We start from the raw sequence: 24,273 nt of genomic DNA, 5'->3' as shown, positions 1-24,273 counted from the left end.
TGAGCACCGTTTTTCGGGTTTATGCGGCTTCCTCCGAAGCTATGTTGTGTGACGCACGCACACAGTTTCGACCGTGGGCTTTGGCTTGATAGAGAGCTGTGTCAGCGGAAACCAGAAGATGGTCGGCGGAAGGGCTTTGAGTTTGGTCGGATCCCGCGACCCCAAAACTGCAGGTGACACGCAACTCGGTGTTCTCTTCGAGAAGGGGCGTTTCGACTACGGCGGCGCGCAGACGATCAGCAAGCGCTATCGCGTCTGCTTGGGGAGTGTTGGGCAGAATCAGCACGAATTCTTCGCCTCCATATCGGCAAAGGCGATCCGATTTACGCAGGTCAAATTCCGAAAGGCGAACAGCGAGCGATTTCAGGACTTCGTCGCCCGCCACATGACCCAGGGAGTCGTTGATGCGTTTGAAGTGGTCGATGTCAAAGAGCATGATCGACAGAGGCGATTTTTCCTCGCAGTGATCCAACCAACTCTCAGCCCAAAGGTAGTCAAAAGACTGACGGTTGAGCAGGCCTGTAAGGTGATCGTGCCGGGCCATCCGTACGGCATCTGTATGTGCGCGGCTCAGCTGCTCTTTTTCCTGCTCGAGCCGGGCTGCTCGCTGGATGGCTTCCGAGATGCGTTTTGTGATTGTGTGGCTGTAGTAGATCATGATGAGCAGGGTCGCGTACTCGGCGATCATCACGTCATATCCATCAGTGTTTCCGGCCACAACGTCGTGCACCCCTGCGAGCATTGCGCAGAGAGTGACCAGCACAAGCCCGTAAATTCCGGGTTCCCTGCGACGGACAGCCAGGGCGGTGCAGACTCCACTAAGGGCAAAAACGAGTATCATCTGGGTTTGATACAGGGGCACAAGAACAGTGACCCACTCTCGCGATACCAAAAGCGCAAAGGCCAGAACGATTGCTGATGAGAAATAAACCGTCTGCCGCAAGCGTCGCCACATGAATTTGTTGAAAAGCGTCTGGTTGAGCGCCACTAGGAGGGCGCCCAAAAGAGGCATGGTCGCGAGCTCCAGTCGCAAGCGCAATGGGTGGATCGCAGTGCCGAACAAAAGCTCGAAAATTCCGGCAACCGCCACGACGCGAAACAGAACAAGGCAAGTTGCGGCAAAGAGAATAAGGGCGGCGTTGGTTTGTCGTGCCGCGGGCCAGAACGTCAAGAGACGCACGGCGATCAGGAGAAGAACACCGACGATCAGACCGTTCTTGAGATTGTCTTTGCGCACCTGCATGTTGCTGTCTTTTGCACGTTGGATTTCCGGCGCGTTGCGCGGGCCGCCTTCGGAAAAGATCGTCTTTCGGACATGAACGATAAACAATCCGTCGCCAGAAACGGGAAAAGGAAATGTCAAGTTTCGCAGCGCGGATAGTTCGGGACCCGACAGGTTGCCTTCCTCGGCGATCACAACGGCTTGCTCAGGCGTGTTCAATGGCATCCACGTGATGCGATAGGCATCCTGAATTGCTCCGACGACCAGCATCAGATCTGTTGGCGCGTTTTCGGGCAAAGACAGGCGTGCAATGTAGGTCGCTGTTCCGTGGTGATGCGGGTTCTCGTCGAATTTCGGCAGGTAGGTTTCCCAGCGGGCCGGCATCGGGACTTTGGGTAGGGTGCCCTTGTCATAGAGAACTTGAGCCTCCGCGGGGGAAAGAAACTCGTTCCACGCGAAATACCACTCCCCCTCCAGCTTGAAGGAGCGGGTGAAATCCGCGTCATCACCCGCTGGTGCAAAATCCGGTCCGGCGGTCTGGGCCTGTAGCGCGGCGACCTGCAACACCAGCAGGAGCGCGGACAAGGCAGCGCGAAGTAGGGACAGGGAGATTTTGTGCATAGGAAGAGGGCCGAATCTTTGCCGTTTGTTGGTTTCGGATTCCTAAATCAAAGTCTTTAGAAGCCGGTTAATCCTGACCAACGCACTCTCCCATTAGGCTGCAGCTTTCTGAGATGCACCTCGAGGGCTGAAAACGCAGTTCCGTCCGTTTGCCTTGGCGGCATAGAGCGCCTCATCCGCACGGGTCAAAAGGCCCTCGGCGGACTTCTCGTTGCAAAGATCTGTGCTGGCAACGCCGAAGCTGCAGGTCACAGTGATCTCCGGGTCAGAGGCATGCAATGGATTTGCGGCGATGGCTTTGCGCAGACGTTCAGCCATGGCTTCTCCATCCCGTTGGGTGCTGTTTGGCAGGATCAATGCGAATTCTTCGCCGCCGTAACGGCACAAACGGTCCGATTTGCGCAAATTGCAGGACGTAAGGCGCTCTGCCAGCGATTTGAGAACCGCATCGCCAATCGGGTGGCCGTGATTGTCGTTGATTGATTTGAAATGGTCGATGTCAAAAAGGACGACAGTCAGCGGTGTTTGGTTTTCGATCGAGTCGAGCCAGCTTTGTGCCCAGTAATGGTCAAAGGACTGACGGTTCAAAAGACCCGTGAGATGGTCGTGACGGGCCATGTGAACTGCGTCGTCGTGTGCTCGCTCGAGTTGTTCTTTTTCCTGTTCCAGCAGGTCTGACCTCGCGATTGCCAAAGCTGCGCGGTTACCGATGACTTGGCTCAGGAACATGACCAAAACCACAACACTGACCGGAATGAGATGCACGTTGTAGTTATCGCTGTTGGACGCGTAGATGTCGTTCAGCCCCGCTGCCAGACAAAGCGCGGCGGAGATTGCCAGCAGGCGCGCCTCGTTGGAGTGTGTTCGAAGTGCGCTCACGATATGCACACCGCCCGGGATAAAGCTGATCAGGGCGATGATTTGCGCCAGAATGAGCATGTCCGACACGTTGTGTAGCGGCACAAGCAGCGTTGCAAGGCCGATCAAGTGCGCGCCGATGTGAATGGGCAGCCGGACAATTTGCGGCATGGGACGCGGAAAGAGGACTTCGAGCATGCGGAACGTCCAAGAGGACATCACGGCGACCAAGCCGACCTCTATGCGCATCCGGGTCGCATGCCATTGCGTGCCGAAGAGCATTTCAACCATGTTTTCCACGGCAACTGCGCGAACGATGATCATCATGGTGATCATGGCGAGAACACCTGCCGCCACGTCGCGCAGACCGGACAGGTACAACATACCGTTGCGCAGCATGATGAGCAGGAGTGCACCAATGGTGATTCCGCCGATCATGCTTTTGACGTAAAAGGCAAAACCTTCCTTGTCGGCGGTGGCCACATATGGAGCAAGCGTGATCCCACCCCAGTCAAACATAGATTTGCGCACATGGACGAGCAGCAGACCATCGCCGGAAAAGGGCAGGGAGTGACGCAGATTGCGGTGCGCAACCAGTTCTGGTCCCGCTAGGTTTCCGCGGGTTGCAATTTCGACGGCATCTTCGGGGGCATCAAGAGGCACCCAAATCAGGCGATAGGCATCGTGAATTTCGCCAACGTGCAGAACCAGATCGGAATTTGGTATCTCGGGCAGCGTCAGCGGCGCGACATAGGAAGCAATGCCGTGGTCATGGGGATTGTCTTCGGCACTCGGTACAGTGCCAAACCAGTTCGACGGAACGGCTTTGGAAGGCAATGACTGCTCCTTGAAGGCTGTGACGGCTTCTTCAGGTGTCAGGAACCGATCCCACGCAAACATCCAATCGCCCTTCAAAGGGTAGCGGTAGATGTCTTCTTCCAGAATTGCGCCAGCATCAAAGCTGCTGTACTCGGCCTGCGTGGTTTCGGCCCACGACAACAAGGCGCAAAAAAGCGCTGCGCACCAAATCCAAATATGTTTTCCGGTCACTTGCAAAGCCTGAGTCCCAATTGACATTTCGGGCCGGACATAGCGCCCAGAGTTTAGGTGTAGGTTAATGCCAGCAGATTTTTGCCAAACGGTCAGGGATTTTTCGGAGCAACACTTCGTGATGTGGTCTCATTCTGTCAGGTGGTGTAAGGTTCGGCGCAATGACCCCGCTAGAGGGAACGAGAGAGGGAACATGGGCAGGCTTCTTGGATTGATTGCGGCTCTTTTCGTCGCTGGCGCGGCAATGGCGCAGGAATTCACCGCTTTGGCGCGTCTGGATCCCGCAACCAGTGGATTACACGAAGGGCGCCGAGGCGCGGTTGAGTTGCATCTTGATTTGAGTCAGGGCGTTCCTTGGCGTCTGTTCCATTTGGATGAGCCACGGCGTTTGGTGATCGACTTCCGCGAAGTCGATTGGGGTAGTGCGAAGACAGAGGATTTCGGGCGCGTTGATGGTGTGGAGGGGCTGCGGTTCGGTGGATATCGCCAGGGATGGAGCCGGATGGTTCTGGATCTGGCTAAGCCGATGATCGTTGACACCGCCGAAATGTCAGTCGACTCAGGGGCAGGGGCTGCGCGTCTGAAAGTGGTGCTGACACCGGTTGAAGCAGCGGCTTTCGCGGCGTCTTCGGGCGCACCACACGATCCGCGTTGGGATTTGCCGGAACCTGAAGTAATCGGAGTTGCACGCGAACAAAAACCTGAATGGGCGCCGACCGTGGTTCTCCTTGATCCGGGGCATGGCGGTATCGATCCCGGCGCCGAGCGTGGTGATGTTCAAGAAAAACAGCTTATGCTGAGTTTTTCGCGTGAACTGCGCGACACGTTGCGCCGCGCCGGCGGTTTCGAGGTGCATATGACACGGGATGCGGATGTGTTTGTGTCCCTTGAGGGGCGGGTTGCAATGGCGCATCAACTTGGGGCAGATGTGTTCATTTCCTTACATGCGGACAGTTTGAGCCAGGGGCATGCGCAGGGCGCGGCCATATACACGTTGTCTGAAGAAGCATCGGATGCGGCTTCGGCTTTGCTGGCAGAGCGGCACGATCGCGCGGATATTCTGTCCGGCGTGGATCTCTCGGGCGCGGACGACGAAGTCACCGACGTGCTGCTTGATCTGGCGAGGCAGGAAACCGAACCGCGAACAGAGGTGCTCGCCAATGTCATGGTCAATTCCATCCGTGCCGCGACAGGATCTGTGAACAAAAAGCCGCGTCGAGAGGGCGCGTTTTCGGTTCTGAAGGCGGCTGATGTGCCTTCCATCCTGATCGAGCTGGGGTTCATGTCATCGGAGCGTGATCTTGCAAATCTACAGGATGCGGGATGGCGTGCGTCGATGGCTTCCGGCATTCGGGACGGTCTGAACGCTTGGGTGATTGAGGACAAGGCCAACAAAGCTCTTGTGCGCCAGTAGACATCCGTACTGATGACGCCCGAGTTGGAAACGGAGTTCTGATGGAGGCGAGTAAGGGGTAAATGCGCGAGTTCAGCGATTTTGACGGGGCAAAGGTCGCTATCCTCAAAGGGGATCGCGTTGTGACCATTTTGCGTGATGACCGTCCCGACATTGTATTTCCAAATATGTGGGATTTGCCTGGAGGTGGGCGGGAAAACGGCGAATCCGCCGAAGCGTGCGTATTGCGCGAATTGCTTGAGGAGTTGTCGCTGACATTGCTGCCCACGCAACTCAATTGGAAAAGGCGGTATTCCGAAGGGCGACAAGGCGAGCGTGTCACGTGGTTTTTTGTGGCCGAGGTGCCGGACCTTGACGATGGCTGTATGCGTCTTGGCAATGAGGGACAGGCTTGGCGCCTGATCGATGTTGAGCGGTTTTTGCGCATGGACAACGCTGTGCCGCATCTGAAATCGCGGTTGGCGGAGTATCTTGAAATCCGCAAAACAGCCAAGGGTTGATGTTTCGCGCAGAAATATCGCCAAATGGTCGAATATTCTTGAGGAGTATTTGGGATGTGGCGGATTTTTGCCGGTATAGTTGTTTTGCTGGGGGCCTGTACGCCGGTTGATTATGACGCGGTGACTAAGGGCAGTTTTGAAGGTGTCGTGCGTCTTTACTGGATCAGCGGCGGCGCGGGGTCAGCCGTTGGCGATGGCAAATTCCTCTACTATGAGGATGAGTTGCAGCCGCTCAGGTTTTTACGTGATGACGCGAATGCGCCGTCTGGCGAGAGCGGCGTCATAACCCCAAATTCATTCTTCACTGATGGCGGCTCGGTTCCCCGGGTTGTACAAAGCGTGCCTGGCTTCAATGCTTGAGCCTTTGGGCCTGCTTATGTGATCCACGATTGGGTCTTTGTAGCCCGTAGGTGCCTGAATTATGAGAAAGAAACGGGCAAACCGGATAAAGACATCACAGAAGAGATGCGCCGGATTTCCCACATGCGTTTTGGTGAAAGCGCTCGAGTGTTGGCGGAAGGCATCAAAACGCTGTTGAACGACAGCACCTCGGGAGGCCCCGGAGGCGTCATTTCGTCGTTTACAGCTGGACCGATCAGCCACGCGAAATGGGAACAGCGCACCAAGTGCTCAGAGATGTTGCCTCCACGAGAAATGCTGGATGAAATCGCTGGCCGAAGCCGTGAGAAAGGGTTGAGCGATCCCAATGCGCCGCCCGTTACGTTGGATAGTGGTCAACAAATCCGTTTGATCAGTAGCTTCGTTGTTCCCTAGTCCGGTCTCGCGAAATGGACTGCTGAGACTGTGACGCGCGGTATCGTGTTTTGATCCGCGCGTGCCTAAGCTATATAGAGGCTTCAAAGACGCTCTATTGGGGTTCGCGCGCGTGCTGAGATTCATCGCTTCGTTCTTCGGGACGATTTTCACCTTTGTCACAATGGGCCTTTTCGTCATTGCGCTGACGATTGGTGGTATCTTCTGGCTGTATGGTCAGGAGCTTCCGAGTCACGAGAACCTTGCCCAATACAAGCCTCCCACGATCAGCCGGATTTACTCTGGCGAAGGCGAAATTATCGACGAATTTGCCAAAGAGCGGCGCTTGTTCGTGCCTGCGGACGAAATTCCGGATCTAGTGAAGCAGGCGTTCATTTCGGCGGAAGACAAGAACTTCTACGAGCACTCGGGCTTTGATGCGCGAGGTATCGCGGCGGCGGCTTATGAGGCTGTCGCGACACGTGGCGAGAGCGTGCGGGGGGCATCGACGATCACGCAGCAGGTTATGAAAAACTTCCTCTTGTCTGGTGACCGTAAGGTGGAGCGCAAGATCAAGGAAATCATACTGGCGACGCGGGTCGAGGAAACGCTCACCAAGGACCAGATTCTCGAGCTCTACATGAACGAGATTTTCCTCGGTCAGAACTCATATGGTGTAGCTGCTGCTGCGCAAACATATTTCAACAAAAATCTGGACCAGTTGGAGCCCCATGAGGCTGCGACACTGGCTTCAATGCCCAAAGCTCCGGGCCGGTTCCATCCGGTGCGCAACATGGAGAGAGTTCTGGCGCGTCGGAATTTTGTTCTGAAAGAGATGTCGGAAAACGGCTACATCAGCGAGGAGGTGTATCTCTCCGAAAAGGACCTGCCTCTGAAATCCGTGCAGAATGGCGACTACGAAAGCTACAAGACGGCGCTGCCGCCTCGCGATTACTTCACCGATGAAATCCGCCGCCAACTGAGCCGGGATTTTGGCGAAGAAGAGTTCTTCTCTGGGGGTATGACCGTGCGTGCGACAGCCGATCCGGAAATGCAGGAGATTGCGGCAAAGGCTCTGCGTCGTGCCTTAGAGAAATACGACCGCTCTCGCGGCGTTTGGCGCGGCACAAAATTCACCCTGCCAGACGAAGTTCTCGAGGATGAGGTCGCGTGGCGCGAAGCTCTGGCAGCCGTTGAAGTCCCTCGTGATGTAGACCTCGAAGGCCAATGGCATCCGGCTGTGGTTTTGGCGGTTGGCAACAATGACGCTCGCGTTGGCATCGAAGGAATTGACGAGGACGAGGACGGCCATTGGATTCCGGCAAAAGACGCGCAATGGGCGCGCAAGCAGCTTGAAGACGGCTCGCTTGGACGAAAGGCCAAGGTGGCCGGCGATCTGGTCTCCAAGGGCGACGTTGTTCTGGTGCGTGCTATCACCAAAGACGACGGTGGTGAGTTCGTGCGCTGGTCTTTGCGTCAGGTGCCTGAAGTGCAGGGTGGTTTCATGGCGATGGACGTCAACAACGGACGTGTGATCGCCATGCAGGGTGGCTTCAGTTATCAGGACACGGTGTTTAACCGCGCAACACAGGCGAAGCGTCAGCCAGGCTCCAGTTTTAAACCGTTTGTATATGCCTCTGCGTTGGACAGCGGGTATTCGCCTGCAACGATCGTGATCGATGCGCCCATCGAGATCGACACCCCGCAGGGTGTGTGGCGGCCGAAAAATTCGACGAATAAGTTTTATGGTCCGACGCCCATGCGCACCGGCATCGAGATGAGCCGGAACCTGATGACCATCCGTCTCGCGCAGGAAGTCGGTATGAATACCGTCGCCCGTTACGCGGAACGGTTCGGTGTATACGAGAACATGGGTCAGTTCCTCGCCAATTCACTGGGTGCGGACGAAACCACACTTTACCAGATGGTCGCTGCCTATGCGATGTTCGCCAACGGCGGCGAACGGGTTGAGCCGACGCTGGTGGACCGTGTTCAGGATCGCTACGGCAAGACGATCTATCGTCATGATCAACGTGATTGTACCGATTGTGCTGATCCGGCGATTCCGGAGAGCCGCAGCCCGCGTATTGTCACCAACCGCGAACGGGTTATGGACCCTGTAACTGCCTATCAGCTGACTTCGATGATGGAAGGTGTTGTGACACGCGGGACTGCGTCGAGCCAGATCAAGCTGCCTGTTCCGGTTGCTGGCAAGACCGGTACCACGAACGAGGCAAAGGATGTCTGGTTTGTCGGTTTTACCTCCAATATCGCGGCGGGATGCTATATCGGCCACGACCGTCCGCGTCCTCTCGGTCGAGGCGCATATGGTGGCACCACGTGCGGCCCGGTGTTCCAGGAGTTCATGGAAGAAGCGATAAAGAAGTACGGGGGTGGCAAGTTCCGCGTGCCTCCGGGTGGTCATTTTATCAAGATCGACCGCTACACTGGCGCGCGTCTCGACAATGACGCAAGCGGGGCTCATGTGGTTGCCGAGTACTTCCGTGACGGTGAGGAACCGGTCTTTGGTATCACCTATGATGGTGGTTTCGGAATGGGGGCCAACTTGCCACTGTTTGACGAAGTTAGTCAGGGCCGTGAGGTGACGACGTCTTCGGGACGTGAGGTGATTGTGGGACCCAAGGCGGACTTTGGCACAGTCAGTTCGGGCGGGTTGTATTAATCTCATCAGTTGCTGGAGATCTGACAACAAAACTTGCGCTGCGCGCCCGTTTTTGGTTTTTGGCCGGTCGGTTTAGTCGCCGAAGTCAAATTCCTGATACTCTGGTGCTTCAGAGAAGGCGCCAACGCAGACCACGCCCTCGGTGTTGAAGTTTACATCGGACAGGGTGATTTTCTGGATGTTGTAGTTGTCATATGTGCGCACGTAGTAGACGCCATTGTTTACGTCAGCCACCGTCAGGTAAGAGGAGAACTGCGGGTCGTCGTTGACCCAGCGCCAGTACTGGCAACGATGTCCGCCTGACCGGCAATAGACCATGCGCGGGTGACGGCGGCCTCGTCAGTGGGGACGGAGGGCTGCGTCGTGTTGAACGCCCAAATGCAGGTGTTCACTCAAGTCGTGAATGTATCTCCTGAATATACACTGAGTGGCATCGAAGAGTGGTTCCCGCGGTTTGCGGAATTGAACGTGGTTTACGATAGCTCAGGCGCTTGTATGAGCTATGATCCGAACTTGTCTGCGCCTTCTGATTTGCGGTTAGGCAAAGCTCGGGTTCAAGAAATGGTCCCCATGCAAATGATCGCCGAGAAGGGTGGGCGGGTGTCACTCGGTTCGGACTGGCCGGTGTCCGGGTGGATTTCCGAGTACCGCCCCTTGGTTGCCATCGCAACTGCAATGACCCGTACGATTGACGGCCGCAAACACATTGATCCGCTTGGAGGAGCCGGCGCAGGAGTGGATGTCGATGTTGCAATACGGGCAGCAACAATCAATGCCGCCTGGAACCTGAACATGGATGACGAGATTGGAAGCCTGGAGGTCGGGAAAAAAGCCGAAATCGTCGTGCTGGACAAGGATTTGTATGAAATTGACCCTAATGACATTTCCGAAGTCGATGTTCTGTTCACGATGATGGGGGGAGAGGTGGTCTACGACCATCGAGAGTGAGCGCTGTGTAAGACCGTATAGCCACCGGACTGCTTCATCGAGCGCAGGAGAGGCTGTGGCCCGGACTATTGTGAACCTTAACACACGAGCAGGCATCGTTCGCGCGATGCCTGTAAATGAGGATCGCGAAGCGGAAGCGGTGTTTCTAAGGAATGAAAGCGTCGGCAAGGAAATGGGTTGGTCCAACTTGCCCCCTCCTGCCTGCTGGTTTATCACCCATGTCTGAACCGTAAGAAGCAGGATTGACCATGCGCGCTGAAGCACAGAACCTTGTTGCAGATATCGAAAAATCCCTGGAGCTGTTGCGTCAGCGGATGGGATTTGAAACTGCAGCTTTCCGTTTGGAAGAGTTCAACGCGCGGGTGGAGGACCCTGACCTGTGGAATGATCCGGCAGCGGCTCAAAAGCTGATGCGCGAGCGCCAGATGCTTGTTGATGCACTGGATACCGTCAAAGCCATCGAAACCGAGATGCGTGACAATGTCGAACTCATTGAACTGGGCGAGATGGAAGAAGACGAAGAGGTCGTGGAAGAAGCCGAGACAGCCTTGGCCGCGCTCAAAGAAAAGGCGGCGAAGAAGGAGCTTGAAGCGCTTCTGAACGGCGAAACAGATGGGAATGACGCCTTTCTTGAAATCAAATCCGGCGCAGGCGGAACAGAAGCTTGCGACTGGGCCAGCATGCTGGCGCGTATGTATGTGCGATGGGCTGAAAGCCGCGGTTTTTCTGTTGAGTTGCAGGAAGAGCAGGCAGGTACGGAAGCTGGAATCAAATCTGCGACCTATCAGATCAAGGGCCACAATGCTTACGGTTGGTTGAAGTCAGAAAGTGGTACGCACCGTTTGGTGCGGATTTCCCCCTTTGGCAAAGGCACACGGGAGACATCATTTGCAGCCGTTGGCGCTTATCCTGTGATTGACGACAACATCGAGGTGGAAGTGAACCCAGCCGATATTCGGATCGATACCTATCGGTCGTCCGGTGCAGGTGGGCAGCACGTGAACACCACCGACTCGGCGGTGCGGATCACGCACCACCCGACGGGTATCGTTGTTACCAGCTCGGAAAAATCGCAGCACCAGAACCGTGATATCGCGATGAAAGCGCTGAAATCGCGGCTTTACCAACTCGAACTTGATCGCCGTAGCGCTGAGGTGAATGCTCTGCACGAAGCTAAAGGTGATGCTGGTTGGGGCGCGCAAATCCGTTCGTATGTGATGCAGCCATATCAGATGGTCAAAGACCTTCGTACGAACTATGAAACCGCGGATACCAAAGGCGTACTGGACGGCGACCTTGACGGGTTCATGGCGGCGACACTGGCGATGAACGTGGCTGGAAAGAGCCGGGCGGACGCGCAGAGCGAGGAATAACGCGACCGCGCAAATTGCGCTCGTTGTATTCCGGGCCTTGTGTTCCTGCCGCTCTGATGTAGCGTTTCTTCTATTCTGGGGAGACGGACATGAGCGAATTTCTTGATTGGGATGCAGTCGACTTGATTGCGGCGCTGCGGGGCGGGCGCCTGAGTGCGGAAACCGTGATGCAAGCGACATTGGCGCGGATTGCTGAGCGTAATCCGGCAGTGAATGCGATTGTCGATTTGCGGGCAGATGAGGAATTGCTGGCGGAGGCGCGGGCGGCGGACGCGGTGCCTGAGAATGAGCGCGGCAAGCTGCATGGGCTGCCAATTGCGATCAAGGCGTTGGCGGACGTTAAGGGCACGCGCAATACGCAAGGCTCATCTTTGTTTGCCGACAATATCTCCGCCCAAGACAGCCGGTTTGTGGCGCTGATGCGCGAGGAAGGCGCTATTTTTATTGGCAAAACCAATGTGCCGGAGTTCGGGCTGGGCAGCCACAGCTACAACCCTGTGCATGGGGTGACGCGCAATCCGTATGACCATAGCCGCACGGCTGGCGGCAGTTCCGGTGGCGCTGCGGTTGCGCTGGCCACGGGCATGGTGGCGCTGGCGGATGGCAGCGACATGATGGGCAGCCTGCGCAATCCAGCGGCGTGGAACAATGTGTATGGGTTCCGGCCAAGCTGGGGCGTGGTGCCGCGGGAGCCGGGCAGCGAAAGTTTTTGGCAGCAGTTGAGCACAATCGGCCCGATGGCGCGCAGCCCGCGCGATATGGCTGTGATGTTAGACGTTATTGCGCAACCCGAGGGACAAGTGCCTTTCAACATGCCCGCTCAGGATTGGGAATTGCCGGAGGAAGGGGCTGCTTCAGGTCGACGGATCGGCTGGTTAGGTGACTGGGGTGGGGCGATGCCCATGGAAGGCGGAGTGCTGGAGCTCTGCAGGAGAGGGTTCGAAGTCCTTGATGGCCTGGGCGCTGAACTGTGCGATCTGGCCCCGCCGTTCGAAGCCGAAGACATGTTCCAGAGTTGGGCGGATTTGCGGTCTTTTGCGTTGGCTGGCGAATTGGCGCCACTCTATGCGGACGACACCAAGCGAGACCGGCTTAAGCCTGAGGCTCAGTGGGAAGTCAAACGTGGCATGGATATGCCTGCGATGGACCTGCATCGGGCCACCAAAGTTCGTTCCGATTGGTTCGCGGCCGCGGCGAGAATGTTTGACACTGTTGATGCGGTGGTGCTGCCCGTGGCTCAGTGTTGGCCGTTTCCCGCGGAGTGGGATTGGCCAAAGGAAATCTCAGGGGCGGCAATGGATACCTACCACCGCTGGATGCAAGTGATGGTGCCTGCCAGCCTTTTGGGGCTGCCGGTCGTCAGTGTGCCCGTAGGATTTAGCGCGCAGGGCCTGCCGATGGGGATGCAGATCATCGGCGCTAAAGGCGCTGACAGGACGGTTCTGGAGATTGCTCAGGCCTATCACAAGGCAACGAACTGGCCGGAGAAACGACCATAGTTGTGAGCGCCTCGGGAAATACCGGTTTATCAATAGCTTGATTGGGTGTGCGAAAGCGGCTTTGATCCTTTGAGAGGAGACGAAAGGGAGAAGCGCGCATGACGCAGGAGGCGGCAGCACCAACGGACACCGGCATTTCGCCGGAAATGGGAGTTCCGCCTCTGGGTGCGGCCGAATTTCCGATGTTGAAGGAAGCGCTGCGTCGCGGAGCGCGGGATTTCGTCAAAAAGCCACTTTATGGAATCGCCTTCTCTCTGTTTTACGTGATCGGAGGCTGGGCCATGTTGTGGCTGACGTGGGTCAGTGGGCAGAGTTACTGGCTGACCTTTGCGGCGATTGGTTTTCCTTTGATCGGTCCATTTGCCGCCGTTGGTCTTTATGAGGTTAGCCGCCGACTGGAAAACAAAAGTCCAATGACATGGGGAGATATCACCGGCGTGGTGATACGACAAAGCAAACGGCAGCTACCGTCAATCTGTGCGGTTATTATCATCGTGTTCTTGTTCTGGTTTTTCTTGGCACACATGATTTTCGCGCTTTTTTTGGGACTCTCTACAATGACGAACGTGTCGAGCTCGCTCGATATCTATTTTACGATCAACGGATTGCAGATGCTGGCAATGGGGACTGTGGTCGGAGCGGGTTTTGCGCTGCTGCTTTACATGATTACCGTTGTAAGCTTGCCACTGTTGTTGGATCGCGAGGTGGATTTTGTCACCGCGATGATTTCGAGCTTCAAATTCGTGCAAGACAATTTCAAGGTCATGTTCGCTTGGGGCGCATTGCTGGCTGTTGTGACCTTCCTTTCGATGATGCCAGGCTTTTTGGGTCTTTTTGTTTCACTGCCGATTCTGGGCCACGCAAGTTGGCATTTGTATGCGCAGTTGAAGGCTGCAGGCGCTCAAGGATAGGGGTTAGTCTCGCCCCATACCTTTGAGTATTTCGTGCAGCTTGGCTGCACGTTGGTCGCCGGTTTCCAAAGCGAAAACATAGGCGTGGGTGAGATAGAAACCTCTCGTCTTGTCGTCAGCCGCGCTTTCGGCCGCCTCGGCATAGAGCGACACCAAAGCGAATTTGTCGCCTGCCGCATGTGCAGCGAGCAGGCGCGCGTCCAATGTGTCGCTCATTCGGCGGCGTTGGAATTTGACGCGCGGTGCATTTGCAACCGCTGAGCAACCCAATCGTGGAAACAGTGGGTTGGTCCATCCATTGCGGGTGAAAAACGTCCACCGTCAAAGCCCGGCGCATGTCGCCCACGCTGCATGCCTTCGACAACAAATACGTCTTCCTCGAAAACTTCTTTCCATTGCGCAGTGTTTCTGGCGCGCAGTTCTGCGTCGGTTTCTTCGGTCGCGTAATAAAGGTGGATGTGTTCCACCGTGTTTTCCGTATCAACGGGTTCAAGCACAATTGCGAAGGCATGGTCGCGTTGCGCGCCGAGCAACACGTTGGGATAGACGGCAATATATTCGGCACCTTCGTTCCAGAAGTCGGACAGCCCTGCAAAGTCAGGGAAGGTAGCGCCATTTTCGCCTGTGAGTTGCCTGTAAACGTTGGTGCCTTGTCCCGAATAGCGTCCCAATTCATTGATATTGTAGTGGTCTTCGAGACGAGAATAGCTGTTCAGGCCAGGATGGACCCACGGCAGGTGATAGCTTTCGCAGTAATTTTCGACGGCAAGTTTCCAATTGGTTTTGACGCGCAACTCAAATCGGCTGTCCGGCCCACCGTGGTGATGTGGCTGATCGAATTCTTTCCAGCGATCAAGAAGGTCTTCGTGCACATCCTCAAAAGCGGGCGCATCGCCAGAGATATTGACGAAAACAACGTCGCGCCAGATGTGGGTTCGGACCTCAATCAGGCCAAGATCCTCACGCTTCATGGCGTCGTGCTTGTTTTGACCTGGACCGCCAACGTGAGGGGTTGTGACCAGACGACCATCAGTTGCGTAGCACCAAGAATGATAGGGGCAGCGAATTGCGCCTTCGATCTTTCGTGGCTCTTCGACGAGGATCATGCCTCGGTGACGACAAGTGTTGTTGAACACGCGCACGATGCCTTCACGATCCCGGAGAAGCAAAAGCGGCATTCCCAGAAACGAGATTGGCTTTGCGTCGCCGGCTTCCGGAACATCCGCTGCGACGGCGAGACCAGCCCAAGTCGATAGAAGCGCTGCCTGTGTTTCCTCGGCAAAGACGGCTGCGTCCGTGTAGTGCGGGTTTGGCAGGCCTTTGGCCTTTTCAACAGGACGGCGGACGGCGTCGAGGTCGGTCGGGGTGCTGGTCATGGCGATTCTCCGCAGTGGCTTTCAAAAGCCTAGGCGCGGGCAGGGGCGCTTCACTTGTCCAAGAGCGACTTGCAGTGACGCAGAGCGGCATGCCGTCACGCAAAGGGACGGCCCAGTTGCAACAGCTTTCGGTGGTAGGGAGGTAGGTCTTCGGGACGCCGGAACCCGACAGTGCGGGCGACCTTCAAAGCTGTAGAGATGTCCCGTCCCAGATGTTCGTAAACCAGGCGCGCCGCGCGTCGTCCGGTGACTGTTTCGCGCACCGTGCGCGTGGCGTATCCAATCCAGTAGTGGTTTTGGAAGCTGGCCACGCGGCTGAGATAGTTGAAGGACGTCGCCATTGTACGGCGGTGACTCAAAACGGCTGCAACGCCGTCTTCCTGTGGCAGGACAACGCCGCGAAACTCACGGGTCTCCGCATCTGTAGGTAAGCCCTGCTCCTCCATTGCCTTTTTGGCTTCATAGGCGCGGATGAAGCAGTGATTGTCTTTCCGGAATACATAGACAAGCCCAGTGATGATGAGCTCGCTTTCGATGAAACTGCGACGAGAGAAGTGGTAAAATCCGTCCGGAAATACATCCTGCGGAATGTCTGTGGCACCAGATCCCACGTAGTCAGCCAAATAAGGATGATTGAGAATGCCGTTGTCAGGCTCGATGTTGTCGATGGGTTCCAGAAGGATGCGAGCATCTGTGCCGAAAAACTCGCAGATCCGATAAAGCACATCGGGGCGCGGAAAGCTCTCGCCGGCCAAGTAGCGATTGAACTGGGTGCGGTTAATGCCAAGGTCTCGGCACAGTTTAGAAACCGAAGGGTATTCACGGGCAAGCGTGCGCAAATTGTGACCGAACATCTGGCGCAATTCGGCTGGAGATTTGCCATTGCCGTGGGTCCAGAGCGCCTCAGCCAAAATTCACCTCCTCCGAGTAATTCACTTTAATATTTCCCGCTTGGGTTTTGCTTGATCCAAAATAGGTCTTGCATTGACGCTAACTGGCGTCATCGTGACGCAATTTCGCGCCGAAGCCAAGGGTAATCGACACAATTTCGTTGGTTTCCTGATCCAATTAACCATGTTCGACACGAAATACATTTGTGACACTTGGGATACGGGGGAAAAGGAGAGACAGATCAAATGCTTGGTGTCGTTTTGTGGCATGACAAGAAGCGAAACAGGGCGGTGATTTGGTGCGAAGATCACGGAAAACTGGCCTATTTCAACGGAAATGAAGCCTTGCAAGGCTGCGATTCCAACACACTTGGAGAAGGCGATCTGGTGCGCTTTGACGTCAGTGAAGAACGGACTCTGAGATACGCGAGAAATCCCACGACAGTGCAGCGCGGAGTCGGCTACGGTCTGCCCGCGATCGTGCGGGCATCGGGTGTGCAGAACGGAGACCGGCATCAGACAGCGAAATCACCGAAACAACGAAAACCAATCCGCGGGGCCACGCATCAGCACAGCAACGTGCTGAATTTTCGACCCAGATCGGACAAGTTGGCGGTCGTTGAATAGCGTCCTTGGGTGACCAAAAAATGAGGCCGCCGAAGCGACCTCTGACAACATAAATTGTCTGATTTGTAACTACTCTGCGCCGCGCGACAGCGCAGCAACGCCGGTACGGGCTACTTCAATCAGTCCAAGGGGGCGCATAAGATCCGCGAAGGCGTCGATTTTCTCTGGAGCGCCCGTAAGTTCAAACACAAAGCTCTCCAATGTGCTATCAACTGCATTCGCGCGGAAGATATCGGCAAGGCGCAAAGCCTCAACGCGTTTGTCCCCGGTACCGGCCACTTTGAAGAGCGCAAGTTCACGCTCTACAGATGCGCCTTCGACGGTGAGGTCGTGCACAGCATGAACTGGTACGATCCGGCCAAGTTGGGCCTTGATCTGTTCAATGACCTGCGGCGTGCCGGTGGTTACGACGGTGATCCGCGAGAGGTGGCCAGTGTGATCAACTTCGGCCACCGTCAGGCTTTCGATGTTGTAGCCGCGGCCGGAAAACAACCCGATCACGCGGGCCAAGACACCAGGTTCGTTGTCCACCAGCACGGCCAACGTGTGGGTTTCCGGCTCGTCCGAGAAAGTCGGGCGCAGGTTGTAGGCGGAGTGGCTCGTGGAGCCTTTTTTGATTTTTAGAGCAGACATTCTTTCTCTCCTTACACCAATACCGCGCCGCCGGACTGGATGACGCCCTGCGTGTTGGCCTCGCCCAAAAGCATTTCGTTGTGCGGTTTGCCTGACGGGATCATCGGGAAGCAGTTCTCGTGTTTCTCGACCAGACAGTCGAAGATCACCGGGCCATCATGATTGATCATTTCCATGATCGCGTCGTCCAGATCGTCAGGGTCCGAGCAAAGTATGCCTTTGGCGCCAAAGGCCTCGGCGAGTTTCACGAAGTCGGGCAGGGCTTCGGACCAGCTGTGGCTGTAGCGTTCGCCATGCAGCAGTTCCTGCCACTGACGCACCATGCCGAGGCGCTCGTTGTTAAGAATGAACTGTTTCACCGGCAGGCGGAATTGCACTGCGGTGCCCATTTCCTGCATGTTCATCAACCAACTGGCTTCGCCCGCAACGTTGATCACGAGGCTATCGGGATGTGCCATCTGCACACCGATAGACGCAGGAAAACCGTAACCCATAGTGCCGAGACCACCGGAGGTCATCCAACGGTTGGGATCTTCAAAGCCGAGGTATTGTGCGGCCCACATCTGGTGTTGGCCGACTTCGGTGGTGACATAGCGATCCATGTCTTTGGTCAACGCCTCAAGGCGAGCCAGCGCATATTGCGGTTTGATCGTTTTGCCTTCCTGTACATATTTGAGGCATTCGACTTTGCGCCAGTCGTTGATTTGATCGTGCCACTTGGCGATGGCGTCCTTGTTGGTGCGTTTGCCTTGCGCCTTAAAGACTTTCAAGAGATCGGTCAGCACAGAGGTCACGTCGCCAACGATCGGAATATCGGCTTTGATCACTTTGTTGATCGAAGACGGATCAATATCGATGTGCGCCTTCTTAGACCCGGGCGAGAAGGCAGAGATCAGACCGGTGATCCGGTCGTCAAAACGGGCACCAATGTTGATCATCAGATCACAGTCATGCATCGCCATGTTGGCCTCATACAGGCCGTGCATACCCAGCATGCCCAGCCAGTTGGGGCCAGATGCGGGGTAGGCGCCCAGTCCCATCAAGGTAGACGTGATCGGGATGTTGGTTGCCTCAACCAACTCACGCAGCAGTTTGGACGCCTGCGGACCGGAACTGATAACACCGCCGCCTGTGTAGAAAACCGGGCGTTCGGCCACAGCGATGGCCTCGACCAATTCGTTGATGGCTTCGATGTCGCCCTTGGTTTGCGGCTGATAGATTGTGGTGTCCGACTTCTCTGGAGCTGTGTAATTGCCGTTGGCGAACTGTACATCCTTCGGGATGTCGATCAGCACCGGGCCGGGGCGACCTGAGCGGGCCACGTGAAACGCCTGATGCAGTGTTTCCGCAAGTGTATCGGTATCCTTGGCGAGCCAGTTGTGTTTGGTGCACGGGCGAGTGATGCCTACGGTGTCAGCCTCCTGAAAGGCGTCCGAACCGATCATAAAGGTTGGGACCTGACCTGTCAGGACAACGATCGGAATCGAGTCCAGCAGCGCGTCCGTCAGGCCGGTGACAGCGTTTGTCGCACCTGGGCCCGAGGTAACAAGTGCCACACCTACCTTGCCAGTTGATCGAGCATAGCCTTCTGCAGCGTGAACGGCGCCTTGTTCGTGGCGCACCAGAATATGGCGAATGTCGTTCTGCTGAAAGATCTCGTCATAAATTGGAAGGACGGCGCCTCCGGGGTAGCCAAAGACTGTGTCCACACCCTGATCCTTCAGGGCTTGAACCACCATTTTCGCTCCGGTCATTTGACGTGTCATCCGAGTTCTCCGCTTATCGACGTCGTCTATTTCACGTTCCACAAAAAAGCCCCCGCTGTTGGGCGAGGGCGCATGGGGTACCGTAATGGTGTCCGTTACCGGCCCATGCGCCATTTTCCTACAATTACGACTAGCCTGTGCATCGTCGAGGTCCTTTAATGGGTTCGGACCGGACCTTATGGGCGCTGCATCGCGGCGTCAACAGCGAAACCGATGCAAAAGCATGGTTTTGCGCACATTTTCTTTGCGAAAGTTGCGCGACGTGGGGTTGTTTGTGAAATTTGACGAAATATTGAGGGTGAAATGCAGCTTCAACAGATCACGCCATTCGTGCCCTGCAGCAATTTGGAGCGCCAGATCGGGTTCTATCGGGATGTTTTAGGGTTCGAAGTCGGTTTCCAAGCCGACAACTACGCGTTCCTGCGGCGGGATTGCGTTGCTGTACGGTTGGTTGAAGTTTTTCCAGAGGTAGATCTCGGTCATCCAGAACGTGAAGGCAGCTTTTACATCGATGTAGCAGACCTCGACGCGCTTTATGCGGAAATGAAAGCCCAGTTAGACAAGTTGCCCAGGGAGCGGGTGCGTGCTCCATTTAATCAGGACTATGGCCAGCGGGAATTTCACGTCGCGGACGAGGATTGCACTCTGGTGTTTTTTGGTCAGTCGCTGGCTTGATCCTTCGGTGGTCTCAAAGACCAACGCCAGTACCTTGCAGAACGCCGTGTTCCATCGCGTAACGGGTGAGGCCGGCGGTGCTGCTGATGCCCAGCTTTCGCTTGATGTTCTTGCGGTGGGTTTCCACAGTCCGCACGGAGATATCCAGTTCAATAGCCACTTCTTTGTTGGATTTGCCCTGTGCAAGCTGGAGAAGCACGGTTTGCTCGCGACTTGTCAGCGGTTCGCGCTCTCCACCGTCGGTCGGTTCGAGCGAACCTTTGGCGCCGGTACAGAGATATCGGTTGCCCTGCATAACTTCATCGATCGCGGTTTTGATCTCTTCGGTTTGAACGTCCTTGAGGACATATCCCATTGCGCCGTGGCTAAGGGCTGTCGAGATATATTCGGGGCTGTCGTGCATGGACAGGATGAGAACACGCAGATCAGGATCCAGTTCCAGAAGCATTTCGGTCGCCGTCAGGCCGCCGATTTCCGGCATATTCAAATCCATAAGCACAACGTCCGGGCGCAGAACCGGTAGCCGGTCCACGGCTTCGCGACCATTTGTGAGTGTGCCGACCACAGAGATGTCGTCGTAACTTTCCAATATGGATTGGATGCCTTCGGCAACCATGGGGTGGTCGTCAACGATAGCGACCCGAATGGGGGAGGCTTGGGCATCGAGTGTCATGCGCTGGCCTTTCTTGATTTGTCTGAGCCGTCCGACTCGGGCTTCAGTATATGGCTCAGCGGGACTTCTGCCACGATCACTGTGCCACTACGAGAGGAGAATATCCGCAGCGTGCCGTCGAGCTGTTCTACCCGTTCCTGCATGTTGCGCAAACCAAGACCACCAGTGCTTCGACGGCTGTCTTGTGTATCTTGTGGCAGACCCTGTCCATTGTCTGCAATCCGCATGGTCGCGCCCTTTTTGTGGCCGCGCACGTCGATGGTGACCCGCGTCGCCTTTGCGTGACGCTCGATGTTGGTGAGCGCCTCCTGTGCAATGCGATAAAGCGCGATCTTACTTTCCTGATCGAGGCGGTTGCGGAACACGACGGTGTTGAATTCAGTTTCAATACCCGTGCGTTCGCCAAAATCGTCAGTCAGCGCTTTCAGGGCAGGGCCGAGGCCAAGATCATCGAGCACGCCCGGACGCAGATCACGAGAAATACGGCGTACTTCTTGAATGGCTCCGGAAAGGTGGTCGATCCCCTTGTCTAGGCTGTCGAGTCCTCTGGCATCACCTGTTTTCAGGCGGCGGCGCGCGCTGTCTAACGCATAACGCACACCTACCAAAAGCTGCGAGATACCATCGTGTAGTTCTCGGGCAACGCGTCCGCGTTCTTCTTCCTGCGCGTCAAATACACGTTGGGTAAGTGCTTTGAGCTTGGCATCGGCGAGGCGGCGCTCGCGGACCGTGATGACAAAGCCGGACAAAAACACGAGGGTGAGCGCAGCGACTGTGATTACAAGTATGTAGAACGATGTGCGCTGGACACGTTCTTCCACATCGGCGCGCGCGGTGGCGACGGTTTCGAGGACATCATCGATAAATATTCCCGTTCCGACCGCCCATTTCCAATCCTGAAGGCCGACCACGTAAGTCACCATTCGCGCGGTTTCTCGGGTGCTGGGCTTGGTCCAGTCGAAACTGTGATAACCACCGCCTTCGCGGGCGATTTCGATTAAGGGGTCGGTGATTGCCACACCGTTTAGATCGTGCAAACCGCGCCAGTTTTTTCCGATCAAATAGGTCTGCCGTGGGCTAACCAGGTTGTTGCCGTCATAGTCGAAAACAAAGAAGTAGCCATCTTGCCCATAGAGCATCGACGACAGAATCTGAGTGACTGCGAGTTTTGCTTCTTCGTCATCAGGTGCCGCACGCCCGTAGATATTCACGAAAGCGGTTCGCGCGATTGAGATATAGTTTTTGAGCTCGGCCTTCTTGGCTTCGATCAATTGTTCCTCAAGGGCGCGAATTTCCCGATCCGCCAATTGGCGGGACTGATTGGCCACCAGCACGGAGATGGCCGCCACCGCAAGCAAAAGCGGGACGGTGGCCAGCAAAAACAGCTTTTGCCCATAAGACAGGCCCAGATGCGGAAGAAAACGGCGCATAGCGATTCGTTACGTAAGATTTTAGACGAATCAAAGGCTCGAATCGCTAAAACCCGAAATTGTGAGCGCTAACTACGCAGTTCTACGGAGCAAATTGGTCTGATTTTCTACCCAGGTGACGGGTTTCTACGCGGTAGTGGGTATTCCATGACGTCGGGTCGGAAGTTAGGGTTTGGGCACTGAAACGATCCGCCCGGACTCTCTGGAGGGAGAGCCCCGGGCTGAACAATTCTGGGAGGAATACTTTTATGGATCGTCGTTCTTTTCTTAAAACAACTGCACTTGGTGGTTCCGCCGCAGCAGCTACCACTCTGGCAGCTCCGGCATACGCACAGGGCAAGCGCACTCTGACCATGGTGACCTCTTGGGGTCGTGGTCTGGCAGGTGTGTTTGACGCGGCACAGCACGCTGCAGACACCATCAACGCAATGTCTGACGGTCAGCTGACCGTGGACATCAAAGCAGCCGGCGAGCTGGTTGGTGCGTTCGAAGTGTTTGACGCCGTGACCGCAGGTCAGGCCGATATGTATCACGCCGCTGACTACTACTTTGTGAGCCAGCACCCAGGCTATGCCTACTTCACTGCTGTTCCTTTCGGCATGACCGCGCAGGAACTGGTGAACTGGTACTACCATGGTGAAGGCATGGGCCTGCACGACGAGCTGGGCGAAATTTTCGGCTTGAAATCGTTCATTGCAGGTAACACAGGTGCACAGGCTGGTGGCTGGTTCTCCAAAGAAATCAATGGTCCGGAAGACTTCCAAGGTCTGAAGTTCCGTATGCCTGGCCTCGGCGGTCAAGCACTGGGCAAAATGGGCGCGTCCGTTCAGAACCTTCCTGGTTCCGAAGTGTATCAGGCGCTGGCGTCCGGCGCGATCGACGGTACCGAGTGGATCGGTCCGTGGGCAGACGAAAAGGCTGGTTTCCAGGAAATCACCAAGTTCTACTACACCGCTGGTTTCCACGAGCCGGGCGCTGCACTGACCCTCGCGACCAACCGCGAAGTGTTCGACAGCCTGTCTCCTGCACACCAGAAGATCATCGAAACCGCAGCTGCAGCCACCCACCAGTGGAACCTCGCGCAGTTCCTGAACAACAACGGTGCAGCTCTGCAGCGTCTGCAGGCCGGTGGCGTGAAAACTCTGGAATTCCCGGACAGCGTTTGGGACGCAATGGGCGCAGCCGCGAAAGAAACCATGGACGGCTACATGGACGACGAACTGTTCGCCAAGATCCGTGCGTCCGTTGAAGAAAGCATGCGCGCGTCTTCCGGCTGGCTGGTTAAGTCCGAAGGGACCTACCGTGCCCAGCGTGACCGCGTAATGGGCTAAGGCCTTGCGCTGAAAAGAATAATGTGGCCCTCCGGAGATTTCGGGGGGCCATATTCCTAAAGGGAACCAGTGCACGAACGACGCGGTTCCGCAAAAACTCAATAAGGGGATGTGGGGACAATGCTGGACGCAATCGTCTGGTTCTTTTCCAACATCGGCCAGGCTTTCATCAATACAGGGTATGCGATCTCGCACCCGGGCCAATGGCTGAGCTGGATTGGCGGTCTTGAGACCACCGAGGACAAGCAAGCACTCATGCGCTTCGTCTACTATGGCGGCTCGACAGAATTCTTTTTCGTGGTCTTTACGACCTTCCTGATCATCACGGCGATCGGCCTGTGGCGAAACTCCTTCATGTGGGGGTGTGTCCGGGTGCTGGAAGGCTTTGCCAACACGGTTGGACGCTTCTTTGCCTGGGCAGGCCTGCTCATGGTTCTGCAGCAGATCATGATCATTTTCATGCAGCGTATCTTCACCGTGGCGGAGATTTCGCTGATCTTTGGCGTGGATTGGCTCACAAAGGACGTCAGCTGGTGGGCCGAAGAACTGAAGCTCTACAACGCCATGATTGTGAGCCTGTGTGCGACCTACACATTCGTTCAAGGCGGCCACGTTCGAGTGGACCTTGTATATTCAGCCATCAGCTATCGTGCCAAGCGCTCGGTCGACATGTTCGGGGCGCTGGTCTTCATGATGCCTGCTGCTGTACTGACGTGGATGTATGGCTGGTACTTCCTATGGCGTCACCTCGTGACACCGAAGGTATCCGCTTCCGACAAGCTCGAACTGCTTATGAAAAAGGCGCGTATCCTCAAGTGGAACGTGGAAACAATCGGCTTTTCGCCGAACGGGTTCAACGCCTATTTCCTTTTCAAAATCCTACTGGTGGCTTTCGCAGGCATGGTGTTCCTGCAATCCATCGCCTTCTTCTATCGCTCCTATCTCGAGCGCAAGGAAGGTCCGGAGAGCGAGGGCAAGTATCTTGACCGCGACTCGCTGGGCGAAGGCGAAGAAGCCTATGAAGGCACGCACTAATCTAA

Annotated in this window: 24 protein-coding genes; 14 read left to right on the top strand and 10 right to left on the bottom strand. The window is 55.9% G+C overall.

Annotated features, from left to right (window positions below; genetic code table 11):
• Positions 1-19: 19 nt before the first annotated feature.
• Positions 20-1,843 carry a sensor domain-containing diguanylate cyclase gene (locus tag BXY66_RS08830; RefSeq protein ID WP_132859758.1) on the bottom strand — a complete coding sequence of 608 codons (1,824 nt, stop codon included), beginning with the start codon at positions 1,841-1,843 and terminating at the stop codon, positions 20-22.
• Between the two features lie 93 nt (positions 1,844-1,936).
• Positions 1,937-3,778 (bottom strand): sensor domain-containing diguanylate cyclase, encoded by a 1,842-nt coding sequence (locus tag BXY66_RS08825; protein ID WP_132859757.1) that lies wholly within the window; start codon positions 3,776-3,778, stop codon positions 1,937-1,939.
• A 166-nt stretch (positions 3,779-3,944) separates the two neighbouring features.
• Here BXY66_RS08825 and BXY66_RS08820 point away from each other — a divergent pair, with 166 nt between their 5' ends.
• The 5 genes from BXY66_RS08820 (at position 3,945) to BXY66_RS08800 (ending at position 9,101) form a co-directional block, all read left to right on the top strand.
• Positions 3,945-5,165: an N-acetylmuramoyl-L-alanine amidase gene (locus BXY66_RS08820; protein ID WP_132859756.1), complete on the top strand. Its 1,221-nt coding sequence runs from the start codon at positions 3,945-3,947 to the stop codon at positions 5,163-5,165.
• A gap of 62 nt (positions 5,166-5,227) precedes the next feature.
• Positions 5,228-5,665, top strand: coding sequence for an NUDIX domain-containing protein (locus tag BXY66_RS08815; RefSeq protein ID WP_132859755.1), 438 nt, complete (start codon positions 5,228-5,230; stop codon positions 5,663-5,665).
• A 54-nt stretch (positions 5,666-5,719) separates the two neighbouring features.
• Positions 5,720-6,025, top strand: coding sequence for a hypothetical protein (locus BXY66_RS08810; RefSeq protein WP_132859754.1), 306 nt, complete (start codon positions 5,720-5,722; stop codon positions 6,023-6,025).
• Positions 6,026-6,130: 105 nt separating this feature from the next.
• On the top strand, positions 6,131-6,439 hold the full coding sequence (locus BXY66_RS08805; RefSeq protein WP_165929133.1) for a hypothetical protein: 309 nt from the start codon (positions 6,131-6,133) through the stop codon (positions 6,437-6,439).
• Positions 6,440-6,551: 112 nt separating this feature from the next.
• Entirely contained in the window at positions 6,552-9,101 is a 2,550-nt protein-coding gene (locus BXY66_RS08800) for a penicillin-binding protein 1A (protein WP_132859752.1), read from the top strand.
• Positions 9,102-9,173: 72 nt separating this feature from the next.
• On the opposite strand, the gene BXY66_RS08795 is transcribed toward BXY66_RS08800, so the two are convergent.
• The gene (locus tag BXY66_RS08795; RefSeq protein WP_132859751.1) at positions 9,174-9,419 is read right to left on the bottom strand and encodes a linear amide C-N hydrolase; all 246 of its coding nucleotides are present in this window, start codon (positions 9,417-9,419) and stop codon (positions 9,174-9,176) included.
• A 45-nt stretch (positions 9,420-9,464) separates the two neighbouring features.
• On the opposite strand from BXY66_RS08795, the gene BXY66_RS08790 reads away from it, so the two are divergent.
• The 5 genes from BXY66_RS08790 (at position 9,465) to BXY66_RS08775 (ending at position 13,832) form a co-directional block, all read left to right on the top strand.
• Positions 9,465-10,049, top strand: a complete 585-nt coding sequence (locus BXY66_RS08790; RefSeq protein ID WP_132859750.1) for an amidohydrolase family protein — start codon at positions 9,465-9,467, stop codon at positions 10,047-10,049.
• 55 nt (positions 10,050-10,104) lie between these two features.
• Entirely contained in the window at positions 10,105-10,275 is a 171-nt protein-coding gene (locus BXY66_RS20455) for a hypothetical protein (protein ID WP_165929132.1), read from the top strand.
• A 22-nt stretch (positions 10,276-10,297) separates the two neighbouring features.
• Positions 10,298-11,422, top strand: a complete 1,125-nt coding sequence (prfB, locus tag BXY66_RS08785) for a peptide chain release factor 2 (protein ID WP_132859749.1) — start codon at positions 10,298-10,300, stop codon at positions 11,420-11,422.
• Positions 11,423-11,511: 89 nt separating this feature from the next.
• Positions 11,512-12,921 (top strand): amidase, encoded by a 1,410-nt coding sequence (locus tag BXY66_RS08780; protein WP_132859748.1) that lies wholly within the window; start codon positions 11,512-11,514, stop codon positions 12,919-12,921.
• 98 nt (positions 12,922-13,019) lie between these two features.
• Positions 13,020-13,832 (top strand): DUF2189 domain-containing protein, encoded by an 813-nt coding sequence (locus tag BXY66_RS08775; protein ID WP_243694329.1) that lies wholly within the window; start codon positions 13,020-13,022, stop codon positions 13,830-13,832.
• Positions 13,833-13,835: 3 nt separating this feature from the next.
• Here the strand turns inward: BXY66_RS08775 and BXY66_RS08770 are convergent, their stop codons facing one another.
• From BXY66_RS08770 to BXY66_RS08760, 3 genes are all read right to left on the bottom strand, one after another.
• The gene (locus tag BXY66_RS08770) at positions 13,836-14,048 is read right to left on the bottom strand and encodes a hypothetical protein (protein WP_132859747.1); all 213 of its coding nucleotides are present in this window, start codon (positions 14,046-14,048) and stop codon (positions 13,836-13,838) included.
• Entirely contained in the window at positions 14,045-15,208 is a 1,164-nt protein-coding gene (locus BXY66_RS08765; protein WP_132859746.1) for an aromatic ring-hydroxylating oxygenase subunit alpha, read from the bottom strand. Before BXY66_RS08765 ends, BXY66_RS08770 begins: the two co-directional genes overlap by 4 nt.
• Positions 15,209-15,303: 95 nt before the next feature.
• Positions 15,304-16,119 (bottom strand): helix-turn-helix domain-containing protein, encoded by an 816-nt coding sequence (locus tag BXY66_RS08760; protein ID WP_341785795.1) that lies wholly within the window; start codon positions 16,117-16,119, stop codon positions 15,304-15,306.
• A 225-nt stretch (positions 16,120-16,344) separates the two neighbouring features.
• Here BXY66_RS08760 and BXY66_RS08755 point away from each other — a divergent pair, with 225 nt between their 5' ends.
• Positions 16,345-16,725 (top strand): hypothetical protein, encoded by a 381-nt coding sequence (locus tag BXY66_RS08755; RefSeq protein WP_132859745.1) that lies wholly within the window; start codon positions 16,345-16,347, stop codon positions 16,723-16,725.
• A 69-nt stretch (positions 16,726-16,794) separates the two neighbouring features.
• Here BXY66_RS08755 and ilvN read toward each other — a convergent pair whose 3' ends face one another.
• Positions 16,795-17,358 carry an acetolactate synthase small subunit gene (ilvN, locus tag BXY66_RS08750; RefSeq protein WP_132859744.1) on the bottom strand — a complete coding sequence of 188 codons (564 nt, stop codon included), beginning with the start codon at positions 17,356-17,358 and terminating at the stop codon, positions 16,795-16,797.
• Positions 17,359-17,369: 11 nt separating this feature from the next.
• Entirely contained in the window at positions 17,370-19,124 is a 1,755-nt protein-coding gene (locus BXY66_RS08745; RefSeq protein ID WP_132859743.1) for an acetolactate synthase 3 large subunit, read from the bottom strand.
• 303 nt (positions 19,125-19,427) lie between these two features.
• On the opposite strand from BXY66_RS08745, the gene BXY66_RS08740 reads away from it, so the two are divergent.
• On the top strand, positions 19,428-19,799 hold the full coding sequence (locus BXY66_RS08740; protein WP_132859742.1) for a bleomycin resistance protein: 372 nt from the start codon (positions 19,428-19,430) through the stop codon (positions 19,797-19,799).
• A gap of 13 nt (positions 19,800-19,812) precedes the next feature.
• On the opposite strand, the gene BXY66_RS08735 is transcribed toward BXY66_RS08740, so the two are convergent.
• Positions 19,813-20,472 (bottom strand): response regulator transcription factor, encoded by a 660-nt coding sequence (locus BXY66_RS08735; RefSeq protein WP_132859741.1) that lies wholly within the window; start codon positions 20,470-20,472, stop codon positions 19,813-19,815.
• The gene (locus BXY66_RS08730; protein WP_132859740.1) at positions 20,469-21,902 is read right to left on the bottom strand and encodes a cache domain-containing protein; all 1,434 of its coding nucleotides are present in this window, start codon (positions 21,900-21,902) and stop codon (positions 20,469-20,471) included. The genes BXY66_RS08735 and BXY66_RS08730 overlap by 4 nt, the downstream gene beginning before the upstream one ends.
• A gap of 248 nt (positions 21,903-22,150) precedes the next feature.
• Here BXY66_RS08730 and BXY66_RS08725 point away from each other — a divergent pair, with 248 nt between their 5' ends.
• Together BXY66_RS08725 and BXY66_RS08720 are read left to right on the top strand one after the other, a co-directional pair.
• Positions 22,151-23,233 carry a TRAP transporter substrate-binding protein gene (locus tag BXY66_RS08725; protein WP_132859739.1) on the top strand — a complete coding sequence of 361 codons (1,083 nt, stop codon included), beginning with the start codon at positions 22,151-22,153 and terminating at the stop codon, positions 23,231-23,233.
• A 120-nt stretch (positions 23,234-23,353) separates the two neighbouring features.
• Positions 23,354-24,268 carry a TRAP transporter small permease subunit gene (locus BXY66_RS08720; RefSeq protein ID WP_132859738.1) on the top strand — a complete coding sequence of 305 codons (915 nt, stop codon included), beginning with the start codon at positions 23,354-23,356 and terminating at the stop codon, positions 24,266-24,268.
• The last annotated feature ends 5 nt before the right edge of the window (positions 24,269-24,273 follow it).

It is taken from the genome of Shimia isoporae (assembly GCF_004346865.1).
In the GTDB taxonomy this organism is placed as follows: Bacteria; Pseudomonadota; Alphaproteobacteria; order Rhodobacterales; family Rhodobacteraceae; genus Shimia; species Shimia isoporae.
This window is presented reverse-complemented; position numbering and strand designations above follow the sequence as displayed.

Bases quoted from the DNA above. Each gene is read 5' to 3' on its own strand.
- BXY66_RS08780 (WP_132859748.1), top strand. From the start codon at position 11,512: ATGAGCGAATTTCTTGATTGGGATGCAGTCGACTTGATTGCGGCGCTG.
- BXY66_RS08830 (WP_132859758.1), bottom strand. From the start codon at position 1,843: ATGCACAAAATCTCCCTGTCCCTACTTCGCGCTGCCTTGTCCGCGCTC.
- BXY66_RS08720 (WP_132859738.1), top strand. From the start codon at position 23,354: ATGCTGGACGCAATCGTCTGGTTCTTTTCCAACATCGGCCAGGCTTTC.
- BXY66_RS08795 (WP_132859751.1), bottom strand. From the start codon at position 9,419: ATGGTCTATTGCCGGTCAGGCGGACATCGTTGCCAGTACTGGCGCTGG.
- BXY66_RS08820 (WP_132859756.1), top strand. From the start codon at position 3,945: ATGGGCAGGCTTCTTGGATTGATTGCGGCTCTTTTCGTCGCTGGCGCG.
- BXY66_RS08810 (WP_132859754.1), top strand. From the start codon at position 5,720: ATGTGGCGGATTTTTGCCGGTATAGTTGTTTTGCTGGGGGCCTGTACG.
- BXY66_RS08765 (WP_132859746.1), bottom strand. From the start codon at position 15,208: ATGACCAGCACCCCGACCGACCTCGACGCCGTCCGCCGTCCTGTTGAA.
- BXY66_RS08740 (WP_132859742.1), top strand. From the start codon at position 19,428: ATGCAGCTTCAACAGATCACGCCATTCGTGCCCTGCAGCAATTTGGAG.
- BXY66_RS08815 (WP_132859755.1), top strand. From the start codon at position 5,228: ATGCGCGAGTTCAGCGATTTTGACGGGGCAAAGGTCGCTATCCTCAAA.
- BXY66_RS08725 (WP_132859739.1), top strand. From the start codon at position 22,151: ATGGATCGTCGTTCTTTTCTTAAAACAACTGCACTTGGTGGTTCCGCC.
- BXY66_RS08805 (WP_165929133.1), top strand. From the start codon at position 6,131: ATGCGCCGGATTTCCCACATGCGTTTTGGTGAAAGCGCTCGAGTGTTG.
- BXY66_RS08745 (WP_132859743.1), bottom strand. From the start codon at position 19,124: ATGACACGTCAAATGACCGGAGCGAAAATGGTGGTTCAAGCCCTGAAG.
- prfB (WP_132859749.1), top strand. From the start codon at position 10,298: ATGCGCGCTGAAGCACAGAACCTTGTTGCAGATATCGAAAAATCCCTG.
- BXY66_RS08825 (WP_132859757.1), bottom strand. From the start codon at position 3,778: ATGTCAATTGGGACTCAGGCTTTGCAAGTGACCGGAAAACATATTTGG.
- BXY66_RS08775 (WP_243694329.1), top strand. From the start codon at position 13,020: ATGACGCAGGAGGCGGCAGCACCAACGGACACCGGCATTTCGCCGGAA.
- BXY66_RS08735 (WP_132859741.1), bottom strand. From the start codon at position 20,472: ATGACACTCGATGCCCAAGCCTCCCCCATTCGGGTCGCTATCGTTGAC.
- ilvN (WP_132859744.1), bottom strand. From the start codon at position 17,358: ATGTCTGCTCTAAAAATCAAAAAAGGCTCCACGAGCCACTCCGCCTAC.
- BXY66_RS08770 (WP_132859747.1), bottom strand. From the start codon at position 14,048: ATGAGCGACACATTGGACGCGCGCCTGCTCGCTGCACATGCGGCAGGC.
- BXY66_RS08755 (WP_132859745.1), top strand. From the start codon at position 16,345: ATGCTTGGTGTCGTTTTGTGGCATGACAAGAAGCGAAACAGGGCGGTG.
- BXY66_RS08730 (WP_132859740.1), bottom strand. From the start codon at position 21,902: ATGCGCCGTTTTCTTCCGCATCTGGGCCTGTCTTATGGGCAAAAGCTG.